This window comes from Paenibacillus guangzhouensis (assembly GCF_009363075.1).
GTDB classification, from domain to species: domain Bacteria; phylum Bacillota; class Bacilli; order Paenibacillales; family Paenibacillaceae; genus Paenibacillus_K; species Paenibacillus_K guangzhouensis.
In genome coordinates, this window is record NZ_CP045293.1 from 2,460,322 (window position 1) to 2,484,965 (window position 24,644).

A 24,644-nucleotide genomic window follows, 5' to 3' on the forward strand; every position below is an offset into this window, starting at 1 on the left:
CAGCTGCTCTATTTTCAATGTGGCATATGATGTAGACGACATGCGGCATGATGATCGTCCTAAGCTTAGATGTTGCCGTTGTCTGCGTTTCGCTTCTCCTGTTCACGCAGCTCGATTCGACGAATTTTACCGGAACTCGTCTTCGGCAGATCATCCACAAATTCGATTTTCCGCGGATATTTGTAAGGCGCCGTGAGATGCTTCACGTGATTCTGAAGCTCCCTGACAAGCTCGTCGGATCCATCGATATGTTCCTTTAAGACAATAAAGGCCTTAACCACATGACCACGGATCTCATCGGGACTTGCAACCGCTGCACATTCCTTCACAGCCGGATGCTTCATTAAGGCGTCCTCAACTTCAAAAGGGCCAATCGTATAGCCAGAACTGATGATGATATCATCTCCGCGACCCTCGAACCAGAAATAGCCTTCCGCATCTTTGGAAGCGCGGTCCCCGGTAATGAAGTAATCCCCGTGGATGTTCGCTTCCTTCTTCTGAGGATCCTTGTAGTATGTCTCGAATAATGCAGGCATGTTGCGATGAACCGCGATATCCCCGACTTCACCCGGAGGCAACACATTGCCTTCCGCATCGATCACTTCAACCAATCCTGGCGAAATGGATCTTCCCATTGATCCGAGCCGGAATGGCGCATCTTTCAGTGCTCCTATCAATAGCGTACTCTCGGTCTGACCATAACCATCACGAATTGTTATCTGATGCGCCTGTTGGAACGAATGGATGACTTCTTGATTCAGCGGTTCGCCAGCGGATACAGCACTGCGCAGTGAAGTCAGGTTAAAGTTACTCAAGTTCATCGATTTCGCCATCAACCGGTATTCCGTTGGTGTGCAGCATAAGACTTCAATTTGATATTGCTGAATCAGCTCCAAATATCGGTTGGGCTGAAATCCTCCATCGTAGACAAACCCTGTCGCACCGGAACCAAGAACAGATACGAACGGACTCCAAATCCATTTCTGCCAACCTGGCGCCGCAGTTGCCCACACAAGATCATCCTGATGAATATCTAGCCAAGGGTTTGTGATTCGCAAATGAGCATATCCCCAGCCATGACGATGCACGACGCCTTTCGGATTGCCTGTTGTTCCCGATGTATACGCGAGAATAGCCATATCATCCCGATGCGTTCTTACCGTCTCGAAAGATAATGGCTTGTCCTCGATCAGTTCATCTAGAATTTGCCAATGGGATGGTGCAGAATCGCGCGTCTCGAAGGCCGCAATCCGGTAAGCCAAGTTAGGAAGATCCTCATTGATCTGATCCACCTCTGTAATACCGTTCGCACAGGCGATGACAGCACGAGCTTCGGAATGCTGCAAGCGATAAGATAGATCCTTCGCACGCAGCATCTCGGAGGAAGGAATAATAGCCAACCCTTGCTTCAGGCAAGCGAGATAAATCACATAGGCCGTGATGCGTCGAGGAACCATGACGAGCACGCGATCTCCTTGACGTAATCCGAGCTCTCTCATCCCATTCGCTAATTGATTCGCTTGCTGAATCAATTTCCCATATGTAATCTCCTCATAGTCCCCAGCCGCATTCAGCCATTTGAGCGCAAGCTTGTTCGGATCGTGACGATCCATCTCCGAGGTCAAATTATAATATTCTGGTGCAATCCAATCCTGGTAATCCATCGTACCGTCTCCCTGTGTTTACATAATATTTCTTTCACCTATTTCATATTATAGCACGTGCGTGCGTTGAATCCATTTAACATCTCTCTTACGAACAAAAAAGAACCACGCATACACACGTGGTTCCCTCAAGATACAATTCCTATACTGCCTAACTATTCACCGCTTCTTCTAGCTCTAACACCGTCTCAGACTTCGCTTTGGACATATTTCGCTGTGCCATAACCAATTTATAATATATCCCTTCCTCGTGCATGAGTTCATCATGAGTGCCCACTTCAGCGACAGCCCCCTTCTCTAACACCAGTAGACGGTCTGCGTTCTTCAATGTTGCTAGTCGATGCGCAATGGCAATCGTCGTGCGATTCTGCGTTACCCGCTTCAGCGCTTCTTGGATTTCAGACTCGGTCTCAATATCGAGTGACGCCGTGGCTTCATCCAAGATGAGAATCCGAGGATTGTTAAGCACCGCCCGGGCAATGGCCAGACGCTGTCTCTCGCCTCCGGAAATATTGTTACCGTTCTCATCGAGCTTCGTATCATAACCGTCCGGCGATTTGATAATAAAATCATGCGCGTTCGCGATCTTAGCAGCCTGGATGACTTCTTCTAGTGTTGCACTCGGTTTCGAATACCGGATATTCTCCATAATCGTGCCGCTGAACAGTAAAGTCTCTTGCAGAACGACGCCGACTTGCGAGCGAAGATCCTCTTGCTTGATGTCACGAATGTCCACGCCATCAATCTGGATCGAACCCTCATTCACATCATAGAACCGAGAGATCAGATTGATGAACGTCGATTTGCCCGCACCCGAATGCCCGACAAGTCCGATCATCTCCCCTTGCTTGATCTCGAAATTAATCGATTTCAGGACCGGCTCATATGATTTATATCCGAATGTCACATCGTTGAAAGTTATTGTCCCATGCAATTGATGTGCGACTGATTTCTCGGAATCGTTAATCTCCGGCTGTTCATCAATAACCGAAAAAACGCGTTCAATCGAGATCAATGCATTCGCAATCCATCTTGGGATATTCATGAGCCAAGCGAGTGGACCATAGATCATTGCCGCATAACCTGTGAACTGGATCAATTCCCCAAGCGATAGTTCATTCCCCAGAATCATGTTGCAACCAACGAGCAAGACGAAATATTGTCCAATCTGAATGAGATAGAATGAAATCGGCGACAGATAGCTGTATACGTTTTCACTCTTTATCGCGGCCATTGCGAATTCACGATTATATTGCCTGAACCGTTTAATTTCCCGTTCTTCCTTCCCGAAGGACTTCACGACACGGATCCCACTCAAGACATCGTGGAGGAAGGAGTTCGCTTTATCGAAGACGCGCCATTGCTGATGGAATAATTTGCGCAGCACAACGCGCCACACGAAATATTGAATATAGGCAACGAGTGGTGCCGGCAAAATAATGATCAGAGCCAGCCGCCAATCCGTACTGAACAAGAGTGCGCCTACCGATATCAGCATGATGACTTGGAACAAGGCCATCGTGAATACTTCTTGAATCAAATTTCGAATCCGGTCTGTGTCCGACGTGATCCGATTCATCATATCGCCGGCGCGCTGGGACGTAAGGAATCCGAGAGACAGACTCTGCACTTTATCAAATACGAGATTTCGTAGATCCGCGGCAATTCTGGAGCTGACACGTGCCATGACTCTTCCTCGAAGAACACCTAGCAATTCCCCCGCAACCAATCCGAACACAATCCCGCCAATCGCAATCCAGAACATCGTTAGGTTAGCGCTCTGGCCAGCAGGCGGCGCTAACGCTGAGTTTACGAGGATTTTCTGAAAATAAGGTCCCGTTAACGTCACAACAGACATCACACAAAGGATAATAAGTCCAAAAACAAGCATTCGCCAGTGTGATTTTGAAACCTGCCAAAGCTTCTTGAAGGCTGCGGCTTTGTTCATGCATTTCGGACATAAGCGCGTACCTGGAACGAGTGCACCTCCACAGTTCGTACAGATCTGTTCTGCCTCATTATTATAGATTCGTATCTTGCTGTTCGAAGACATATAATTGAGGATTTGTGCCATGTAAGTCACTCGTGCCGCATGCTGCATCGTGCTCCGAATGATAATTCTTCGAATATCACGATGGGTCGCTTCCATAATGACGTTGCCAACGAGCGGAATCACTTTGTAATCGCTCGTCTCATGGATGGCACACGTCTCAAGCACTTCACCTTCCAAGACAACCGCCCATTTCGTCTCCCCGATGACAAAAAAACCGTTCGTTCGTCTTCCATCAAGCGCTAAATCTGCCGGAACGCAGTACGTAATGGGCTCATCCAGAGCTTCCATTACCGCATGATGATCTTGCTCGGACAGTTCGAATTGCAGATTCATCGCAGTCGACCTCCTATATACACATTTCCACCATCCGGTATTCCTTCTCGCTCAGCTGCTTCACATTTTCAATCACGAACCGATTGCCATCGACATCGATGACCAGCAGCTTGTTCTCAGTCACCGATTTCACATTTCCTCCGCCGCTGCGGACTGTAAAGTGACATTGTCCTGCACTTGTCTCTGCATGCCAATAAGAATAGCCGAACTCTTCTTTGATCGAGATCACTTTCGTTATGACGGGCGCGAAATAACGAATATCCATTTGCTCTTCCAGCAGCTGTGCAATTTCTGGCGGAAAGTCTTCATCCAATGCTTTGATGATGCCTATTTCTTTATGTTCACTTGTCCGTACGGAAATATAGATCCTTTTGTTCGTGTGCGGGAAGGAACAGTGCAAATACACCCCTTGAACATCTTCATCTCCCACGTGAACAGCGAGCATATTGCCCTCTGTCTTACGGAAAGTTGCATTCTCAGCCGTTAAGTAATTTAACTGTGCAGCCACTGATAAATCCGTACGTTCTTCAGCTGTCGATTGCATTAGACCACCTCTCTCATTTTCAACGCTTCATCATGCTTCTTCACCATGCCAGCATACATGCCATCCTTCGCAAGCAATTGTTCATGCGTCCCTTCTTCAACGACTTTCCCGCTATCCATGACGAGGAGATAGTCTGCATTTCTTAAGGTCGATAAACGATGTGCGATCGCGATCGTCGTTCTTCCTTCTACGAGCGATTCGAGCGCCTCCTGGATTTGGAGCTCAGTCTCTGTATCCAGCGATGCTGTTGCTTCGTCGAGGATCAGGATCCGCGGGTTATGCAGGACAGCTCTCGCAATCGAAATTCGCTGCTTCTCCCCGCCAGATAGATTATGTCCGCCAGTACCGACGATCGTATCGTAGCCGTCTGGGAGCTTCGTGATGAAATCGTGCGCGTTCGCGATTTTCGCTGCGTGGATAATATCCTCCATCGTACAATCAGGGTCAGCATAAGCGATGTTCTCCGCAATCGTACCGATGAAGACGTATACTTCTTGAGATACGATCCCGATTTGATTCCGCATGGATGCAATGCTCAAGCTGCGTACATTATGGCCGTCAATTCGAATCTCGCCTGCCGTCACATCATAGAGACGCGAGATCAGATTGACGAGTGTTGATTTGCCTGCACCTGAATGTCCGACCACCCCGATCATTTGACCCGGTTTCGCTCGAAACGTGACATTTTGAAGGACTGGCTTATTCGGTTCATATCCGAATGTCATATTCGATACATGGATCTCGCCTTTCATGCGCTCCAGGTGAACCGGATTCGGTTGTTCTGCAACTTCGGGCACAGCATCTTGTATTTCGAAAATCCGCTGCGCAGCCGTCATGCAATACGACCACCAGTTCACGATATTGTTCATGAATTGAATCGGTCCGTAGAGCATGTAAATGTAGCTGACGAACGTCATAATCTGACCGAAGGAGATTTCCCCGCCTATAACCTTCCAACCGCCGAATGCCCAGATGAGAATGCCTCCAATTTGCGTGAGCATATTCAGGATTGGGAAGATCGTGCTGCCCATGAGGTTAAATGACTGCTCCGCATCCGAGAAATTATAATTCGCCCGCTGGAAACGTTCCGACTCTTGACGCTCCTTGCCGAATGCCTTCACGACACGCGTTCCGCGGATCGAATCACTGATCAGGGCATTCAAAATGCTCACCCGCCGGTGTCTGCGCCAAGATAATCGCCATAGCTTCGGAAATACCCAGCGCATGAGCAGAATGACAATTGGAATCGGAATGAAACAAATCAACGTAAGCTTCCAATCCATGATAAGCATTACCATCGTGATTCCGATGATGTTCATCGCATTCACAATAAAAAACGATATGCCGTCGACGAAAAAATACTGTAATTCCGTTGCATCATTATTGACGCGAGTCATCAGCTGTCCCGTCTGCTTCTTCTGGAAGAAATTAAGCGAGAGGCGCTGCATGGACTCGAATACACTAGCTTTGAGATCAAAGGCAACATTCGCAGCGAGCTTGGCATTCAGCATGCTGAACACGACGCCAAATCCGAGTGATATCGTACGAAACGCAAGAATAAGTACAATGACAAGGCCAATCTGACCAGCAAAAGCACCTGTATTATTCAGCGCTTGATCGAAGAGTACCGTCCCTTGCAAGTAAGGGATGACAAGCCCCGATGCCGAATTCAATAACATAAATAGAACAATAAGAACAATAAGACTCTTGTACCCGCCTGCGATCGAGAGCAATCGGCCGAAGATCGCGTGTTTCTTCATACATTTCGGACAAATCTGCCTGCCTTCCTCCGGGTAGATCATGCCGCATTTCGGACACGACGTTTGTTCCGCATGCTCCTCAATCTCGTCCCCGTAAATCTCTTCCTGATTCTTCAGCTTCGTAACGAAGGAGGCCAGCTTAGCTGCTCTCGACATCTCCCCGTTCGTGAAGGCGCCGATGGCGCGATCTTCTTGTTCGCGGATGACGACGAGTCCGGAGGCAACTAAATTAACAATAGATATGGACTCCATACGGTGTAATGGAATGGATTCTACGAACTGATATGTAGGCGTTCGCGGTGCTTCTTTTGGCGTTCGATGAATCCCCTTGAATATTTTTTGTGTAATCTGACCCTCTGTACTCGATACGATATGAAGTGCGACGTTCGTAAGAATTAAATACGTACTGGCGAAACCTTTGCCATCCTTGCTCCGATCACAATGCATCCAATAGACAACATCGCCTGCTTCCACCTGTTGTAGAACAGACAGCACTTCAGCTTTCAACTTTTGGTTCATAGGCACCCCTTCCATTATTCAAATCATCATCATCGTTGTGACATGCAAGAAACGAAACACAATGATATTACCATAATTACTAGGTACAGGAAATGATAATATTTCGTTAAAAATTGTTTTTGGTACTGTGTATTGTCCTAGTACAACCTTGATAGATCTCACATATTGTATAGTACGCAGTCATTCCTCCTGCGGAGGAGGTGAGTTGAAATGACATTTGTGCTAACCGGTTGGATGCTCTACACGATGTGGGTTCTGTTTGGTTTAATGGGACTTAGCTTTTTGCTCGGATTGTACCGTGCAGTCGTAGACAAGAAGTTCTCCAGCTCTCTCGTGCTAGATTATTTGAAGGATGTGTTGTATTACGTTCTTCCGCTATTCGTACTTGCAAACGTTGTCTCCTTGGATTACACGGGCTGGTTACTCCTCGGCGCTTATTATGTCGGTGCATTTGGAGTTGCCCTGAAGTATCTATCCGACATGAAGAAAAAACTGTAATCGGATTCACGTTCATTCAACACGAATAAGGCTGCCGATGCGTCGGCAGCCTTTCTGTCTGTTCAAGTTCAAAAAGTCGGCATTTCAGCACCGAGAAGGTTGCGAGAACCCGAAGAAAGAGGAACGGAGTTTAGGCTGAACCTAAATGAGTACCGGATTTCAAGGGTGAACGCAAGATTCGATGTCGAATATGCTTCATGAACTACTTCATGATGTATAAACCTTTATCGAAGCAAATTCTTGGGTGAGCGACCGCGATCGTAATGTAGGTTTAGACGCCAATCAGAAAGAACATTACTTTCTGATGCGGACAAATGATGACTTTTTGAACAACCTCTGTCTGTTCAAGTAGATGCAAATCGATCCATGAACAGATGCACTGGCATCCGTTCGATCTCCTCTTGATTCGAACACATGTCGATGATGCCGCTTGCTTGCTTCGCTGCAAATCGGCTTCGCACATTGGATTCGAACTTCTCCATTAATAGAGGAATCCCCTCCTCTCTTCGCCTCCGATGTCCGATCGGATACTCAATCTCTACTTTATCGGTTGCTGTCCCATCTAGGAATATAATCTGAATACTATTCGCGATGGAGCGTCGATGCTCATCCAGATACTCACGGGAATACCGCTCATCTTCAATCAGGATCATCTTCTGACGCAAGGCATCAATACGAGGATCCGCCGCAGCATCATCCTCATAGTGATCCGCATGGAGCGTGCCATGAAGAAGAGCTATCGCCACCATATATTGCAGGCAGTGATCTCGATCCGCAGGATTATGCAGCGGACCCGTCTTATCGATAATCCGCAGCGCTGACTCATGTGTTGTGATCTGAATCAGGTCGATCTCTGATAGACGATGAATGACCTTCGGATGCAGCTGCAACGCGCACTCGACCGCTGTCTGCCCATGAAATTCCGCAGGAAATGCGATTTTGAACAAAATGTTCTCCATGACATAGGACTGAAGCGGACGTTCAAGCCGAAGGGGCTGACTACGGAACAATACATCTTGGAAGCCCCATATCTTCGCAGTTAAGGCTGTAGGGTACCCCATCTCTCCCTTCATTGTCATCAGTACTAATTGGACGGCGCGACTGGTCGCATCTCCCGCTGCCCACGACTTCCGCGTTCCCGTGTTTGGCGCATGTCGGTAAGCTCGCAGCGGATGCCCATCAAGCCATGCATGAGATACAGCTGTAATGACATCATCTTGCGTTCCGCCTAGCATCGCTGTAATGACAGCTGTCGATGCGACCTTAACGAGAATCACATGATCGAGGCCTACACGATTGAAGCTATTCGCCAGTGCGAGGACACCTTGAATCTCATGAGCCTTAATCATCGCTGTAAGCACATCCCTCATCAGCAGCGGAGCTACTCCAGCGGCAACTCGACATCGACTTAGGTAATCCGCCGTGGCTAGAATCCCACCTAAATTATCAGAAGGATGCCCCCACTCGGCGGCTAACCATGTGTCGTTGAAATCCAACCAGCGGATCATTGTCCCGATATTGAAAGCGGCATTCACCGGATCCGTCTGATAAGCAGTGCCAGGAATACGGGCACCGTTCGGCACAATCGTCCCAGGTACAATAGGACCCAGAAGCTTCGTACATTCAGGATACTTCAATGCTAGCAGTCCACAGCCTAAGGTATCCATGAGACACAATCTTGCAGTATGATACGCTTCTTCGCTATCAACCGAGTACTCTTTCACATAAAGCGCAATGTCAACAAAGAGTTGATCGGGATCAGGTCTCGCAGCAGGCTGATATTGGGACATACGTCTACTTCCCTCCCCCTCTTCATGTGCGCTGATGGATTGGCACCCAAGCTGTCAGCTCCGGACCTGTATAATCTGCTTGCGGACGAATAATTCGATTGACCTCACGCTGCTCTCGAATATGCGCTGACCAACCGCTAATTCGGGAGATGACGAAGAGCGGTGTGAAGAGTGGCGTAGGGATGCCCATCATTCGGTAAGCTGAAGCGCTGTAGAAATCAAGATTCGGGAACAGCCGTTTTTCGTTCCACATCACCGTCTCGATCCGCTCAGAAATCTCGTAGAGCATTATATCGCCTGCTTCTTCCGATAGCGTCCTCGACCAAGCCTTAATAATATCGGACCGCGGGTCAGATACGGAATAGACGCGGTGCCCAAATCCCATAATCAATTCCTTCCGAGCTAACATCTCGCGAATCCCAGCCTCCGCTGCATCCGCGCTATCGAATTGTTCAATTAACGCCATCGCCGCTTCGTTCGCGCCGCCGTGAAGAGGACCTCTAAGCGCTGCGACCCCGGTCGTGATCGCAGCGTAGAAGTCAGATCGCGTGGACGCCGTAATGCGGGCAGCAAACGTGGATGCATTAAATTCATGTTCCGCATAAAGAATGAGTGAGGCGTCCAAGGCTCGTTGATCGAGTTCACTCGCTTCTTTGCCATGCAACAAAGCAAGAAAATGGCCTGCGATAGACGGGCTATCGGTTGCCGTTTCTATTCGTACACCCTTGCCGTGGAAATGCACCCAATAGAGCAGCATCGATGCGCTAACCGCAATCAGACGATCCGCAATATCCTGAGCAGCACCACCATCGTACTCAGGCTCAAATGCACCTAGTGCAGAAATGCCCGTGCGCAGGACGTCCATCGGATGAGTCGAGGCAGGCAATTGTTCGAGTATATGCATAAGCCCGGCTGGCATTTCTCTTAATCCCATTAGCTTCGCCCGATATTGCTGCAGCTCATCACTGTTCGGAAGCTTCCCATAGAGGAGCAAGAAGGCCGTTTCTTCGAATGTCCCAGCGCGTGCAAGATCTTGAATCGCATAACCTCGGTACGTAAGTCCTTTCCCTTCTTTACCCACCGTTGATATCGCTGTCTCGCCTGCGATGACATCTGCTAAGCCGCTCTGATGCCGATTCGTCATGATGGATCACTCCTCTCCGCAGCGAATAACCGATCCAGCTTCTGTTCATAGCTCTCATAATCGAGCACATCATACAATTCTGCCCGCGTCTGCATTCGATCTACCATGTGAACCTGCGTCCCGTCCCGTCGAATAACCCGATAGACCTCCATGGCTGCCGCTGACATGGCTCGGAAGGCAGACAATGGATAGAGCGCGATGCGCACGCCCGCAGCTTGCAGCTCCTCAATCGTATAGAGCGGGGTTCGACCGAACTCCGTAAGATTCGCAAGCACTGGAACTTGGACATGTTCTGTGAACCGCCTGTAATCCTCCAGATTCGTCACCGCTTCGGGGAAGATCATATCCGCACCTGCCTGAACGCATGCGCAAGCGCGTTCAATTGCCGCCTCAAGTCCCTCAACGGCGATCGCATCTGTTCGCGCCATAATGACGAAATGTGGATCGATGCGTGCATCCACAGCCGCTTTGATGCGATCGACCATTTCCGCTTGAGGGACTATGGCTTTATTGGGGCGATGCCCGCACCGCTTGGCGGCAACTTGGTCCTCAATATGAATGCCGGCAGCACCGGCGCGATGCATCTCTTGCATCATCCTAGCGATCTGGAATGCGCCGCCAAAGCCTGTATCTGCGTCGACAAGCAGCGGTAAGTCCGTCGCGCTCGTGATTCGTCTAATATCCTCCAGACAATCTTGCAGTGTTGTCATACCAAGATCCGGAAGCCCATAGGATGCATTGGCTATCCCCGCGCCGGAGAGATAGAGCGCTTGAAATCCGACCTGTTCCGCCATCATGGCTGAATAAGCATTGATGGCGCCTACAACTTGAAGTGGCTGTTCCACCTCGATGGCCTGTCGTAATTTTTGACCAGGTGTATGCACCATGATTCTGTCACCACCTTTTCAGATATCCCACACCTTATCGCAGCATAGAACCACTAATTACAATGCGATGAATCTCATTGGTCCCTTCGTAAATTTGAGTCACTTTCGCATCGCGAAACAACCGCTCTGCTGCATATTCATCGGTGCAGCCTTGACGACCGAGCATGCTTACTACCGCGCCGGTGACTCGCATCGCCGTATCCGAAGCGAACATCTTCGCCATGGAGGATTCTTTCGTACATGGTAGACCGGCCTGCCGCATGGAAGCGGCACGATACACGAGCAGCCTTGCGGCCTCAACTTGCGTCGTCAGCTCTGCGAACAGATCAAGCTCAGACGAAGACCATCTTCGCCTTCTTGCGAGTGAGTCTCCCTTCCGTATTCTAGCTCCTTCCACGAGCTCCAGCGCTGCCTGGGCTATCCCTAAGGCTTGCGCTGCGATGCCGATGCGCCCGCCATCGAGCGTCCCCATCGCAATGACGAAGCCTTCCCCTTCGTGTCCTAAGCGTTGTGTGACTGGAATTCGCACGTCCTCGAGTGTTATTTCACACGTATTCGAGCCATGAAGACCCATTTTCTTCTCCGCTCTACCAACGATGAACCCCGGGCAATCCCGTTCAATAATAAATGCCGAGATCCCACGGGCACCTTGCGATGCATTGGTCACAGCAAATGTGATATAAGTATCCGCCTCACCCGCGTTCGTAATAAACATCTTCGAACCCTTCAAGCGATAATAATCCCCTTCGCGAATGGCTGTCGTTCGAATGGATGCCGCATCCGATCCCGCTTGCGGCTCCGTTAGCGCAAATGCGCCCAACGCATCCCCCGAAGCCAATTTCCGAACATATTTCTTCTTCTGCTCATCTGTTCCGTAATACAAAATAGGCAGTGTACCTACGGATGTATGCACCGAGAGAATGACGCCCGCAGCTGCGCTAACCTTGGAGATTTCATGGATCGATAGAATATAGGAAATGAAGTCAGCCCCTTCACCGCCCCACGCCTTTGGTATGGGAATGCCCATGAGTCCGTTCGCTCTCATCTCCATCAATAATTCCCTCGGAAAAGCACCCACTTGTTCCATACGAGCAGCATGAGATACAAGGATGGACTCCGCAAACTGCCTTGTTCTGTTCTGCCAATGCGCTTGTTCTCTCGACAATCGGAGTTCCATCTGCTGGCACTCCTTTCTCAGGAAGCACGTCATTCTTATTCGTCATATTCGAAGAACCCCCTACCCGTTTTTCGCCCAAGCCATCCTGCACTCACATATTTGCGCAGTAATGGACATGGTCGATACTTCGAATCACCGAAGCCTTGATGCAAGGTCTCCATAATGGCTAGGCATGTATCGAGTCCAATGAAATCAGCGAGCGTAAGCGGTCCCATGGGATGATGCATGCCCAGCTTCATGACCTGATCCACGGCTTCAGGAGCTGCTACCCCTTCATAGACGGTATAGATCGCCTCGTTAATCATCGGCATAAGAATGCGATTAGAGACGAAACCCGGGGCGTCCTGCACTTCCACCCCCGTCTTGCCCAATTGTTGCGTTACGAACTGAATCTGTTCGAAGGTGTCCACTGAGGTCGCTAATCCACGTATGATCTCAACAAGCGGCATGATCGGAACAGGGTTCATGAAATGCATCCCGATCACCTGCTCCGGACGTCTCGTTGCGGATGCAATCGCCGTAATCGAGATGGAAGAGGTATTGGTTGCGAATATCGTATTCTGCGAACATCGATCATCCAATTGCTTCAATATTGCTGTCTTCAATGCAATCTTTTCTGGAACGGCTTCAATTACAAGCTGTGAACGCGTTGCAATATTCAAGTCCGTAGACGGATGAATCCGTTGCAAGATCTGACTTTTGTCTTCCTCTGACAAGCTCCCTTTCCTTACGAACCGCGATAAAGATTCTTCGATCCCTGCCAATCCTCTCGTGACGGCGGCTGATTCAATATCATAGAGTCCAACCATATAACCATGCTGTGCAAAAGTCTGAGCGATTCCGCTCCCCATCTGACCTGCGCCCAGCACCGTAACTTCTCGAATCATTGGCATCACCTCGTTCTATCCGTCCACTCGAACCATAATGGCGTCGCCGTGGGCTCCACCGCTGCATATTGCAGCTACGCCTAAACCTCCTCCCTTGCGCCGAAGCTCCATAATCAAACTCCACAATATCCTTACACCGCTTGCGCCTAACGGATGTCCTAACGCAATTGCACCACCATTAACATTCACCCGCTCCAAATCCACCGGTATCATGCGGGAGCAAGTGAGAATGACTGCTGCAAACGCCTCGTTGATTTCAAAAAGATCAATATCCGAAAGCCGATGTCCCGTCTTCTGCAGCAGCTTCTGGATCGCTACTGCCGGTGCTTCGGCGATATGACGCGCGTCCAGCCCAATGGTCGCATGACCGACAATCTCCGCTAGTGGCTTAAGCGCTCGGCGCTCAACTTCTTCCTTCGACATCACGAGGAGCGCTGCAGCTCCATCGTTCACACCAGGGGCATTTCCTGGCGTTACGGTTCCTCCGGTACCAACGATAGGTTGTAATTTCGTTAACTTATTGAGATCCGTATCCTTCCTTGGACATTCATCTGTATCTGTTTCTATATCTGACTCGCGTAAAGCTATGGATGAGGGGACAGGAAAGATCTCATCGCTAAACTTCCCTTGCGTCATGGCAGCAACAGCACGCAAGTGGCTTCGCAGCGCCCATTCATCTTGCTCTGCCCGGGTAATTCCGTGCGCTCGAGCTGCGTCATCGCCGTATTGCGCCATGAGTACCTGCTCATAAGCACATAACAGACCGTCATGTTGGATTAAGTCCACTAGATGAGTGGGACCCAGCCTTGCCCCCCATCGCATGCTCTGTGCCGCATATGGAACTTGGCTCATATTCTCCATCCCGCCTGCGACGTAGATCGTTCCGTCACCCGCACGGATCATTTGATCAACAAGGGTAACGGCTCGCAGCCCCGAGGCGCAGACTTTATTTACCGTCTCCGCTGTGACAAGATGGGGAAGCCCTGCCTTCAAAGCCGCTTGTCTCGCCGGGCTCTGCCCTGCGCCGGCTTGAAGCGCCATGCCCATGAAGACGCCATCCACATCCGCTGGCTCCAATGCGCTTCGCTGCAAGGCACCTCGAATCGCTGCAGCTCCAAGGTCAATCGCCCTAATATCCCGCCACATTCCTCCGAATTTGCCGAATGCGGTACGAGCGCCCGATATGATCACCGTTCCCTGCATTACTTCACCGCCTTCGAATTCATCCGAATACGACTCCTTACATCCGATTGAAATCCTCCTGTCCCATAGTCCGATTCCAGACATTTCGCATCGCGCATATATCGCTCTAATCCCACCTCCTGCATATAACCGTATCCGCCGAAAATTTGAACCGCCTCGGTCGTAATGGATACAGCTGCTTCAGCAGAATACATTCTGGCCATCGCGGCTTCCCTTCGGCTAGGTAACCGTTGATCCATGTTCCAAGCAGCTTGATACGTGAGCATTCGTGCAGCCTCTAATTTCACGGCCATATCAGCCAATTTGAAAGCAATACCTTGCTGACGTCCTATCGCTCTACCGAACTGAACCCGCTCTCTCGCATAAGCTGCAGCTCGATCTACTGCGCCTTGGGCAATACCCACAGCCATTGCCGCAGCACTCAGATAAGTCAGATCGCCCCATAATACTGCTTTGCTATTCGAATGACTCGCGCGCCCTAGACGATTAATTTCCGGGAGTACGCATTGCTTCAGCACAACATTTGCTGTTGGATACGATCGAAGCCCAATTTTGCGATGCGGCTTGCCAATCTCGAATCCCATTGTTGATTTCTCAACGACGTAAGCTTGATACCGCTTCCGAGACCCGCTCTGAACCCTGGCGAAGAGGATGTACAAATCTGCAATTCCTGCATTCACGACACAGGGATGATTGCCTTGCAAAACATGGACATCGCCTGACTTATGTGCTGACAAGAGCGTGTCTTGATCCTCACCTCCCACATGACGAACCGGAAAACCGATCCCGCCAAGCTTCAGCCCCTGCGCCAAACCATGCATATGCTCCCATTTCAACCTCTCCGTCCCGCTGCTATGGATCACCCAACTCGTAAATGCAGTATGGGCTCCAAGGACAGCTGCGGAAGAAACGCATACCGCCGCCAACTCCTCCATGACAACCGCAAACGTGAGATAATCTCCCGCAGCACCTCCGTAATGTTCTGGTATGAGCATACCCGTAAGACCTATGTCCGCCATCTTCCTGACCAGAGCTCTGTCAAAAAGCTGGTGCTCATCTCGTTCCTTCACACGAGGCATTAATTCACTGCGAGCAAAATCTCGAAGAACAGATCGCGTCATCTCCAGCTCTTCTGAACCAAGAAACTGCATATCTCCTCCCTCCTCACCGCAATCTGCAGATGGACAAAGTTCGACGTAAACCGCAGTCATCGTATTATATGAGCGGACTAATCGGATTAAGTACGGAGATTTCAATACAAAAAAACCGCTGCCTAGGCAGCGGTATCTTCATTGATTCTTATCAGCACGTGATTTGCTCACGGCTCTGTTGTTGTTCCAATTGCAACAATTTGGTCTTCATGTCCAGACCACCTCGATAACCCGTCATCGCTCCATTTTTACCAATCACACGATGACATGGAATAACCACTAGCACAGGATTCGCACCGATGGCTGCGCCAACCGCACGAACGGCAGCCGGTTTCAAGATAGCTTGGGCGATCTCTGCGTAAGACCTGGTCTCACCATATGGAATCCGGCATAATGCCTGCCATACTGCGAGCTGGAACGGGGTGCCAATCAAATCGAATGTGAATGAGAAATCGCGCCTCGTCCCTTCCATGTATTCCACCAACTCCGCACGAACCGTCTTGAGTCCTTCATCATCTTGAATCCAAGTAGAATCCGGACGATGCCTGGAGACGGCCGTCACCATTTCTTCGTAAGGCCGGTCCGGTGACCCCACATAGCAGAGACCTTGGTCCGTAGCTGCGAAATAGAACTTCGAGCCACCATGTAAGGCGGTTGACCAATACAATGTATGATTCTTCGCTTTGGTTATTTTCATAGATTCACACCTCTTCCTTCCATCGATTACGATAAGATTCCCGGTATGCAGCTGGGGTATATCCCGTGTTTTTCTTGAACCAGGTCACGAAATAGGGAAAGTTCGGCATCCCTACCCGCCCCGCAATAGCCGAAATTGCCGTATCCGATTGACGTAACGATTCCTTCGCTGTCTCAAGTCTCTTTTGGTGAATATATTCTGCCGGCGTATATCCCGTAACACGTTTGTAAATTCGGTGCAGATGGTATGGACTTCCATGACAGGTATCCGCAATCATTTGGAGTGATATCGGATGTTGGAAGTTGCCATCAATGAAACGCGATATTTGCTCAGCCCACTCCGCATCAGGCAGTCGCTGACCCGTCGGCTTACATCGTTTGCAGGGACGATACCCCGCAGATAGCGCTTCATCCGCATTCCGGAATATACTCACATTATCTTTGTTCGGCGGTTTCGATTTGCAGGACGGCCTACAGAAAATACCTGTCGTCTTCACCGCGTAGTAGAATTGATGATCGTAATCAGCATTATTTTGCAGGATTGCCTGCCACTGTTCGTCTGGGATTTGGGCCTTCATTCGTTTCACCTCTTTCTACAGTATAACCAAGAGACTTTATCGATGATAGCCTGATGGAATGGAAGCGCAAGATTTTGAAATGAATGAACCGAGCGATCACACTCCACTCATCGCTGCTTCGAACGAATGGATCTGATCATCTCGTAGACAAGCCATAAGACGAACAATCCAGCAATACTCATCCCAATCTCTATTACTGGATAACTTGATAGACTCGTCTTATGACCTATCGATGACCCGATGATGAGTCCGACCATCAAAATGCTGAACGCGAGGAGTACGATACTGAACGATAATTTATCTGTCACGCGATCCAATTTATTGAGAAATTCCGTTAACTCTGGGGCCGTGACTTCAATTCGTACCTTGCCTCTTTGCACCTGCGTGAGGATATTCCTCAAACTTGCAGGCATTTGTGTAAGGAGATCAAAAAATTCCGGAATGTCATCGAGCCATCGCCGCCCAATTCGAATCGGATCGAATTGTTCCTTGAATAACCTCCGTCCGTAAGGCTCGGCGATTTCAAATATGCTAAAATCCGGGTCCAGTGCTGTAACTACGCCTTCCATCGTAAGCAGCGTCTTGCCGAGCATCGTTAATTCTGAAGGTATCCGTATGCGATGTCTGCGAGCAACCCGAAATAAATCGTTTACCGCTTCACCGATACGGACTTGACTAAGTGGCACTTGAATGTATTTATCTCTTAACTCGTCAACATCGAAGCGCAGGGCCGATTCATCTACATCCGTCGGAACAATCCCCATCTTCCCGATTGCGCGGATGACTCCTCTAGAGCTCTGATTGCGTAACGCAATGACGAGCAGCGCGAAATGCTTCTTCATCGCCTCTGTCAGCCGGCCCACCATCCCAAAATCTAGAAGGATAAGATCCCCGTTCTCTTGCACGATCACATTCCCCGGATGCGGATCACCATGGAAGAATCCTTCGATCAGAACTTGATGTAATATAATCGAAGCGAATCGCCGAGCAACGTCAGTAGGATCATGTCCGGCTTCCATTAATCCAGCGTGATCTGACAACTTAACCCCCGTTACATACTCCATCGTGAGGATGCGCCTAGAACAATATTTGGGATACAGCGTCGGCACACGAACGTGCTCCAGATGTTTGCATTGCTTCGCGAATTTCTCTCCATTCCGTGCCTCAGCTGAATAGTCCAGTTCTGCATGGAGCGATCGGGCTAATTCCTGCACGATCTCAGCCAAGCGGTAGTCCTTCGCCCATACTAATCGTTTCTCTGCCAGCATCGCAAATTCTTCGAGCATGCCGAGATCGGTCTCTATGATCTCTTGAATGCGAGGCCGCTGTACTTTCACAGCCACTTTTGTGCTGTCATGAAGCGTGGCTTCATGAACTTGCCCGATCGAAGCTGAAGCGATTGGCTCCACATTAAAATCAAGAAACAGATGCTGTAGACGCTCACCAAGCTCATCTTCCACGATCTCCACCACCTCATCGGAGTGAAATGGCGGCACCTGATCCTGCAGTTGTTCTAACGCGGAAATAACATCCGTGGGCAGTAGATCCGGACGTGTGCTTGCAATTTGCCCCAGCTTCACGAACGTCGGTCCTAACTCTTCAAGAATCAGTCGTATTCGTTCGCCAACGGATTTCTTATGTACATCTTGTTTTTCATTTCGAGGCAAGAACGGAACCAAATCCAGTAAATCCAAATCATGTACGATAAAACCGAAGCCATTGCGAACGAGCGCAATGGCAATTTTCCGGTACCTTTTTAGTTGGCGTATTCGTTTCTTAATCTGCATCTGCACCCTCCTCGGTACCGGATTGATCTACAATGATGTCAAGCCTTATTCACTCTCTCCAAGTCGTTGCTCCAGCTTCGTAATTCGCTCTAACAAGGCGTTGAACTCTTCCCGTGTCACACCTTCATCTCGACGCTCCCCGATCGTACGCTGGACACGTTCCATCACATTCGATTCGATCTTTTGCCTAGCTTCTTCACCTTTCTTAACGAGCTCGTCCACCCATTCTGCCGACTCCTTGCGCGTCAGTTCTCCTTTATTCACGAGTTCTTCCATGGTCTTCTCAATCTGTTCCTTACTCTGTGCGATGATACCAATCCCTAACGATAATGATCGATTCAATAAATCTTTCATATTGCACATACCCTCCTATGTTTTACTGTTGATTGCTCCTGTCATAGGTCTCAATGGAAATCTCTTCCGGAAGCTTCTCGGAAGCACTCGGGACACCCCTTGCTTTATAATTAACCCCTTCAGAGGAGTAGATCATCACTTGAACAAGACCGCCTTGCACCAATGCACGTATAAAAATCGGTTGGTTGTACTTATTCTCGAATACCAGATCCGGACCTCCCCAACTAACTGTCGCATCTCGGCCAGGTGGCACATAAGGGACGTTCCGACTATGAGAATAGCGCTCAATGATACGAAGTCCCGCTCGATCAACAGCGTTAAATAATGTAGAAGAGATCTGACATATTCCTCCCCCAATGCCTTCGGCGATTTCCCCTTTGACGATGATTTTAGCGCGTTGATAGCCCTTTGACTCTGTTCGTATGCCTACGACTTGATTGAAGGAGAACTTCTCGCCAGGAAACAGGACTTGATTGTTCACAGCTCGAGCCGCGAGCATGATATTCTGAGCACGATTCTTATTCCTCGGGTTGAAATAGGTTGTATAGTAACCTATTTGTTTCTCGCGAATAACGGAGAGCAGCTCCCGATCAACCTTAGGGAATGAGGGACGCTGCGGAATTTCAATCTTCGCCGGCCCGCCCTCATAGATAAATCGATAGAACTTTTCCATGAATAAACGCCGATCCAGCTTCCTCCCCATTTGTTCCGGGATAATTCTCCCAGCGTCATCAAGGCCTGCATTGACAGGTGCGAGATACACTTTGTTGCCGATATTATCGAGAAACAGCTGGAACTTCTTTTCATTGATAAGAGGAATTCCGGGTTGCGGCAATGAATAATCCGTACGATGAACGGTCGCTAAGGTCTCACCCTTCCATTCCACAACGAAACTGTCCGGTGAGATTAATCGAGATATGAGAACGATTACCGTCATAAGCCCATATGGCCCCATGATTGCTTACCTCCAGTTGACATCTCATTACGTTCTATAATGTGTATCAAAGTGCCTCGATTTATCCGATTTTTATCCTATTTACTTGAACCTTATGTGTAGTTGAAATATGTATGAATCCGATGGCGTTACATCCGTCATTTACGTGTAAATGGGGTAGCCCGGATCGATCCGATACTACCCCATTTACATTAGATTTTTGATTCGAATGTTTTACAATCCGTTTCTTCCGAATTTCTAGCATTCGTTCCGCGGTTGTTTACAACATAGATAGAAGTAGCATTACATTTGTTACCGTTCGCCCAGAATTTACAGTTATTCACTTCGCACATTACGTCTTTAGCCATGTGATTTTTTCACCTCCCTCTCTACTAGCATTGCGGTTTTGGGGAGGTTTATACACATGTGGAATATTCTCAATTGATTATCATTTTCATAGAGTATCGGCCGCCCGGATTCATTCGCTTCTATGCTGCTTCGTCAGTCGCAGCGCATTGCACACGACCGTCACGGAGCTGAATGCCATCAGGAGACAAGCGGTCATTGGCTCTAGGAATCCAACGGCTGCCATCGGAATGGTAATCATATTGTAGGCAAGCGAAAAACCCAGATTCTGGCGAATATTCCGCATCGCTCGCTGGCTTAATCGAATCGCGGCAGGCACTTGGGTCAGATCCCCCCTTAACAGAACAACATCGCCTGCTTCAATCGCTGTGCTCGTCCCCGAGTCCATTGCGATCCCAATATTCGCGGCTGTCAGCGCTGCTGAGTCATTCACGCCATCCCCGATCATGGCGACTCTGCGTCCTTCGGATTGCAAGCGATTCACTAACTGTAACTTGTCCGCCGGGAGCATCCCTGCGTAGACTGTCTCGATTCCGGTGCGACGCGCGACATCAACGGCTACGGCATGCTCATCTCCGGTAACCATCATAACCTTCCCATGTTGCTTCAATCGTGTAATCGCCTGCGATGAGGAGATACGAATGGGATCTGCAAGATAGATGGTCGCCTTCCACACGCCTTGGCATGCAACATGCAGCTTCGACTCTCCGGCATGCCGCACACGCGGTTTTATGTCACTTGGGATAGGGATATGCAGGGATTGCAACCAGGATTCACTCCCGATATGGAGATGAATCCCTTCGACATAACCTGTAATGCCTTGGCTTGCAACCTCCTTCACGTCTGTCGCATCAGGCAGCAACAACTGTTTCTTCTCCGCTGCCGTGACGATCGCACGGGCTAACGGGTGGGCAGAGTACCGCTCCAAAGCTGCAGCCATGCGTAAGAGATAGCTCACTGAAAGTCCTGGCGCATCGATCGATTGTACGCTGGGCTTGCCTTCGGTGAGTGTGCCTGTCTTATCGAGCAGGAAGCAATTCATGCGATACAGACCCTCAATATGCTTGCCTTCCTTGAATAATATCCCCCGTCTTGCGGATAAACTCGACGTGATGAGAATCGAGATAGGTGAAGCTAAGCCTAAGGCGCATGGACAAGAGACGAGTAGGACGGCCATCGCATGATGCCATGCCGTCTCAGGGCTTCCAGGTAAGATCCAATAGTTCCATACTAGGAATGTCAGCATGCCGCACAAAATCATGACGGGGACAAAAATAGCAGCCAATCTGTCTACCTGGCGCTGGATAAGCGGTTTACTGTGCTGTGCCTGTTCAACCAATTGAATCATTCTGGACAATTGCGAATCGGCATGATGTGTGGCCGTCCGAATATGTATCCTGTCTGTTATGTTCTTAGAGCCGTTATACACCATTTCTCCAATCGATTTCTGAACTAGCTTGCTCTCTCCCGTCAAAAAGGATTCATCGACCTCCGTCTGTCCTCTGGTCAGCTTTCCATCGACCGAGATCACTTCTCCTGGATAGACGATAACTGTAGCTCCTAAGCCTACATCCGTTACGGGGATCCACACCTCCTGCTTCCCATCCAGAATCCGAACCATTTGGGCTTGTAAAGATTGCATATGGCTCATGCCTTTGAGCGCTTTCCCTTTCGCAATGGATTCCAGCCATTTCCCTAATAGTACGGCGGTGAAGATCATTGCACTCGTATCGAAATAATAATGGGTATGATGCATCGCCTGCGTCTGAATGGCATTAAAGATTAGATAATGACTATACAGATAAGCCATCGTTGTACTCAGCGCAACGAGCACATCCATATTCGCTGATCGCTGCTTGATCGCTTGATAGGCTCCTTCATAGAACGGATATCCGATGAAGAATTGCAAGATTGTCCCGATGATTAGCTGCGTCCAAGGAGATGCGATTTGTGTGGGTACGCCCAGATCCGGCATCCAACTGAAATGGCTGAACATCACCCAGAATAGCGGAATCGACAGGATGGCTGAAGCAATGAAGCGGCGTTTGTAAAATCGGATTTCGCTGCTGGCATGCGTCTCGGCATCTTCCAGTTCCTCTTTCGCGCCATAGCCAATCTGCTGAATTTTCTCCATCACTTGTTGAACCTGAATCACATTCGAATCCAGTTCGATATGAGCTTGTCCGAATGGCAAATTGACCGAGATGTTATCGACACCTGGCAGCTTGCGCAGCGTCCGCTCGATCCGAGCGGAACAGGCAGCACAGGTCATCCCCGTAATCTGAAGCTGAATTTGGGTATTCATCACACGCTACCTCCCATGCTCTTCGTAAATCGATATATTATATGCCTCAGAACATAGAGCATGCCCCTGTCCAACCCAGAATGAGCAAATAAAAATAGGAGTCACGCCGCAGCATGCTCCTATGTCTTTTCGTGATTACGCTATCGCTATTATTCTGGATGATGATACTCCATCTCCGCGATACGAAGCTGTATCCGTCGCTTCCGATACAGCATGTGCGCTGCCTCAGCAACGTCCTGCAGCATGCCTCGATTGATCCATGCTCCGAACACCATCCCCGCGATGGGCACCATCTGAAAGAGCTTCTTCCAACCCCAATTATCCCGGTAGACCGTCATCACTTCACGCCAGCCTTGAATGCGAGATAAGGTTGCATTTCCCGCTTCGGAATCCTTGTACTCGGACGCGGATTCAGCATTCATATCGTCCAGAATAGCACGTTTTCCCACAATATCTGATGAGGTAAATTGCATCACCTTCACTGTGAATATGCGTTCTTGTTGTGAATTCGGATCGAACCCATAACATAATCCAATCTCTTGAATCACCTTCAAAGATAATCCGAGAATCGCTGGAATATCAATCGCTAGGGTGAAGATACCGCCAATTCCCGTCGTTGCGCCTTGTAGTGTAGCAAATGTACTCCGACTGTCCGATAGGTCCTTCGCAACAGCATCCATGACCGACAGCGGTAATTGATCAACGGGAAAGTTCCCCGGCAGATCGCCACTTTCACGTAGTTTCTGATGGATTTGCCCGCTGGATACGAGATATTTGCCCCCATCTTGAATGTAACCGCCTAGCTCATCGAGCGCTTTCCCAATTTTTTCATGAATGAATTTCGGTGTAAGCCGGTCTAATATTTTAAAAGGAAACCGAGCGATGCGATCCCATATCCACAAATCACGCTGCTCTTGTTCCCACTTCGTAATCCCATTAAGCGCTTGCTTCAATTCTTCTGCCGTTTCCATGCGAGCGGACCTCTGCTCATCCACAGTTACTCAATCCTTTCCTATTACCCCAATAGGGTTGACATGTATGTTCTGTACGTAGATTTATTCCTATTCGTTTCAATTTTTTAATATCTCTCCCGATTAACCAATTGGGCGCACTAGGCATATGGTAGAAACATGTAGAAGAGCCTATTCGATGAAAGGAATTGATTATGCATGTTTATCCCGTATACTCTCGTTCGTTATTCCAATCCATGGCCTTATTTCGTTCGATCTACGTATGATATACAGCCTAAACCACTGACGTTCGTCCTCATTCATGGATCATGGGCGGATACGAGCTTCTGGGATGAAATCGCAGCTGAGCTTCGGCAGTTGGGTCATACGGTGTATGTGCCGGAATACGCTGGACATGGCGCAGATCCGAATAAAGCCGTTACCCATGCGATGATCACCAAATCGGTGGTCGATTACATTGTGTCCCACAACCTTCACAATATCGTTCTCGTTGGCCACAGCTTCGGGGGGACTGTCGTTCAGAAAGTAGCTGAGCAAATTCCAGATCGCATTCGAAGAATGGTGTTCTGGAACGCTTTCGTGCTCAAGGACGGTGAAAGTCTTGCAGATGAGTTCCCCCCTGCAGGTCGTGAGATGTTCATACAACTGCGCAAAAGCTCGCCCGATGATACCATCAGGCTCCCCTTCCCTGTGTTCCGTGAGAACTTTGCTAACACCGCGAGCTTCGAGTTCGCCTCTCATATGTATCACAATTTACCAACAGAACCGGCTGCACCGTTATTCGAGAGGCTGGATCTGAAGAAGTTCTACACCTTGACAACGCCCCGCAGTTACGTCAATCTTACCGAAGATACGGCGATCCCCCCACAGGCCGACAGTGCCTACGGCTGGCATCCGCATATGTCGATCCGGCTCGGTTTATTTCGCTACATTCAAGGCGTTGGCGACCACTTCTCAACAGCCAAGACGGACCCGCGATCCGTCGCCTTCAGAATCTATGAAGCTGCGCGAGATTAATACCAACTACGACAAAAGCAGCGACG

The 24,644-nt window shown here is 49.2% G+C and carries 21 protein-coding genes; 2 read left to right on the top strand and 19 right to left on the bottom strand.

The window, feature by feature from the left end; translation table 11 throughout:
* Window positions 1–65: 65 nt before the first annotated feature.
* The 4 genes from GCU39_RS10870 to GCU39_RS10885 all read right to left on the bottom strand — a co-directional run bounded on the left by GCU39_RS10870 (window position 66) and on the right by GCU39_RS10885 (window position 6,873).
* Window positions 66–1,664 (bottom strand): acetate--CoA ligase, encoded by a 1,599-nt coding sequence (locus GCU39_RS10870; RefSeq protein ID WP_152393523.1) that lies wholly within the window; start codon window positions 1,662–1,664, stop codon window positions 66–68.
* A gap of 151 nt (window positions 1,665–1,815) precedes the next feature.
* Window positions 1,816–4,050 (bottom strand): ABC transporter ATP-binding protein, encoded by a 2,235-nt coding sequence (locus GCU39_RS10875; protein ID WP_152393524.1) that lies wholly within the window; start codon window positions 4,048–4,050, stop codon window positions 1,816–1,818.
* A 13-nt stretch (window positions 4,051–4,063) separates the two neighbouring features.
* On the bottom strand, window positions 4,064–4,594 hold the full coding sequence (locus GCU39_RS10880; protein WP_152393525.1) for a DUF1854 domain-containing protein: 531 nt from the start codon (window positions 4,592–4,594) through the stop codon (window positions 4,064–4,066).
* Window positions 4,594–6,873 (bottom strand): ABC transporter ATP-binding protein, encoded by a 2,280-nt coding sequence (locus GCU39_RS10885; RefSeq protein WP_152393526.1) that lies wholly within the window; start codon window positions 6,871–6,873, stop codon window positions 4,594–4,596. Before GCU39_RS10885 ends, GCU39_RS10880 begins: the two co-directional genes overlap by 1 nt.
* A 210-nt stretch (window positions 6,874–7,083) precedes the next feature.
* On the opposite strand from GCU39_RS10885, the gene GCU39_RS10890 reads away from it, so the two are divergent.
* On the top strand, window positions 7,084–7,371 hold the full coding sequence (locus tag GCU39_RS10890; RefSeq protein WP_152393527.1) for a hypothetical protein: 288 nt from the start codon (window positions 7,084–7,086) through the stop codon (window positions 7,369–7,371).
* Between the two features lie 344 nt (window positions 7,372–7,715).
* Here the strand turns inward: GCU39_RS10890 and GCU39_RS10895 are convergent, their stop codons facing one another.
* From GCU39_RS10895 to GCU39_RS10965, 15 genes are all read right to left on the bottom strand, one after another.
* The gene (locus GCU39_RS10895; protein WP_152393528.1) at window positions 7,716–9,161 is read right to left on the bottom strand and encodes a bifunctional 2-methylcitrate dehydratase/aconitate hydratase; all 1,446 of its coding nucleotides are present in this window, start codon (window positions 9,159–9,161) and stop codon (window positions 7,716–7,718) included.
* A 22-nt stretch (window positions 9,162–9,183) separates the two neighbouring features.
* Window positions 9,184–10,305 carry a bifunctional 2-methylcitrate synthase/citrate synthase gene (prpC, locus tag GCU39_RS10900; RefSeq protein WP_152393529.1) on the bottom strand — a complete coding sequence of 374 codons (1,122 nt, stop codon included), beginning with the start codon at window positions 10,303–10,305 and terminating at the stop codon, window positions 9,184–9,186.
* Window positions 10,302–11,192, bottom strand: a complete 891-nt coding sequence (gene prpB, locus GCU39_RS10905) for a methylisocitrate lyase (RefSeq protein ID WP_193726870.1) — start codon at window positions 11,190–11,192, stop codon at window positions 10,302–10,304. Before prpB ends, prpC begins: the two co-directional genes overlap by 4 nt.
* A 34-nt stretch (window positions 11,193–11,226) precedes the next feature.
* The gene (locus GCU39_RS10910; protein WP_152393530.1) at window positions 11,227–12,369 is read right to left on the bottom strand and encodes an acyl-CoA dehydrogenase family protein; all 1,143 of its coding nucleotides are present in this window, start codon (window positions 12,367–12,369) and stop codon (window positions 11,227–11,229) included.
* A gap of 35 nt (window positions 12,370–12,404) precedes the next feature.
* Window positions 12,405–13,262 (bottom strand): 3-hydroxybutyryl-CoA dehydrogenase, encoded by an 858-nt coding sequence (locus GCU39_RS10915; RefSeq protein WP_152397193.1) that lies wholly within the window; start codon window positions 13,260–13,262, stop codon window positions 12,405–12,407.
* A 9-nt stretch (window positions 13,263–13,271) separates the two neighbouring features.
* Window positions 13,272–14,459, bottom strand: a complete 1,188-nt coding sequence (locus GCU39_RS10920) for an acetyl-CoA C-acetyltransferase (protein ID WP_152393531.1) — start codon at window positions 14,457–14,459, stop codon at window positions 13,272–13,274.
* Window positions 14,459–15,610 carry an acyl-CoA dehydrogenase family protein gene (locus tag GCU39_RS10925; RefSeq protein ID WP_193726871.1) on the bottom strand — a complete coding sequence of 384 codons (1,152 nt, stop codon included), beginning with the start codon at window positions 15,608–15,610 and terminating at the stop codon, window positions 14,459–14,461. The genes GCU39_RS10920 and GCU39_RS10925 overlap by 1 nt, the downstream gene beginning before the upstream one ends.
* A gap of 151 nt (window positions 15,611–15,761) precedes the next feature.
* Window positions 15,762–16,301, bottom strand: a complete 540-nt coding sequence (locus GCU39_RS10930; protein ID WP_152397194.1) for a methylated-DNA--[protein]-cysteine S-methyltransferase — start codon at window positions 16,299–16,301, stop codon at window positions 15,762–15,764.
* A gap of 10 nt (window positions 16,302–16,311) precedes the next feature.
* On the bottom strand, window positions 16,312–16,884 hold the full coding sequence (locus tag GCU39_RS10935; protein ID WP_152393533.1) for a bifunctional transcriptional activator/DNA repair enzyme AdaA: 573 nt from the start codon (window positions 16,882–16,884) through the stop codon (window positions 16,312–16,314).
* Window positions 16,885–16,991: 107 nt separating this feature from the next.
* The gene (locus GCU39_RS10940; protein WP_152393534.1) at window positions 16,992–18,671 is read right to left on the bottom strand and encodes an ABC1 kinase family protein; all 1,680 of its coding nucleotides are present in this window, start codon (window positions 18,669–18,671) and stop codon (window positions 16,992–16,994) included.
* 45 nt (window positions 18,672–18,716) lie between these two features.
* On the bottom strand, window positions 18,717–19,025 hold the full coding sequence (locus GCU39_RS10945) for a phasin family protein (protein ID WP_152393535.1): 309 nt from the start codon (window positions 19,023–19,025) through the stop codon (window positions 18,717–18,719).
* A 22-nt stretch (window positions 19,026–19,047) separates the two neighbouring features.
* Complete coding sequence (locus GCU39_RS10950) at window positions 19,048–19,980, bottom strand: VanW family protein (protein ID WP_152393536.1); 933 nt, start codon at window positions 19,978–19,980, stop codon at window positions 19,048–19,050.
* Window positions 19,981–20,171: 191 nt separating this feature from the next.
* Window positions 20,172–20,327, bottom strand: coding sequence for a DUF1540 domain-containing protein (locus GCU39_RS10955; protein WP_152393537.1), 156 nt, complete (start codon window positions 20,325–20,327; stop codon window positions 20,172–20,174).
* Window positions 20,328–20,437: 110 nt separating this feature from the next.
* Window positions 20,438–22,630, bottom strand: coding sequence for a heavy metal translocating P-type ATPase (locus GCU39_RS10960; RefSeq protein WP_152393538.1), 2,193 nt, complete (start codon window positions 22,628–22,630; stop codon window positions 20,438–20,440).
* A gap of 149 nt (window positions 22,631–22,779) precedes the next feature.
* Window positions 22,780–23,601, bottom strand: coding sequence for an EcsC family protein (locus GCU39_RS10965; protein ID WP_152393539.1), 822 nt, complete (start codon window positions 23,599–23,601; stop codon window positions 22,780–22,782).
* 198 nt (window positions 23,602–23,799) lie between these two features.
* Here GCU39_RS10965 and GCU39_RS10970 point away from each other — a divergent pair, with 198 nt between their 5' ends.
* Window positions 23,800–24,618: an alpha/beta fold hydrolase gene (locus tag GCU39_RS10970; protein WP_152393540.1), complete on the top strand. Its 819-nt coding sequence runs from the start codon at window positions 23,800–23,802 to the stop codon at window positions 24,616–24,618.
* Window positions 24,619–24,644: the final 26 nt, after the last annotated feature.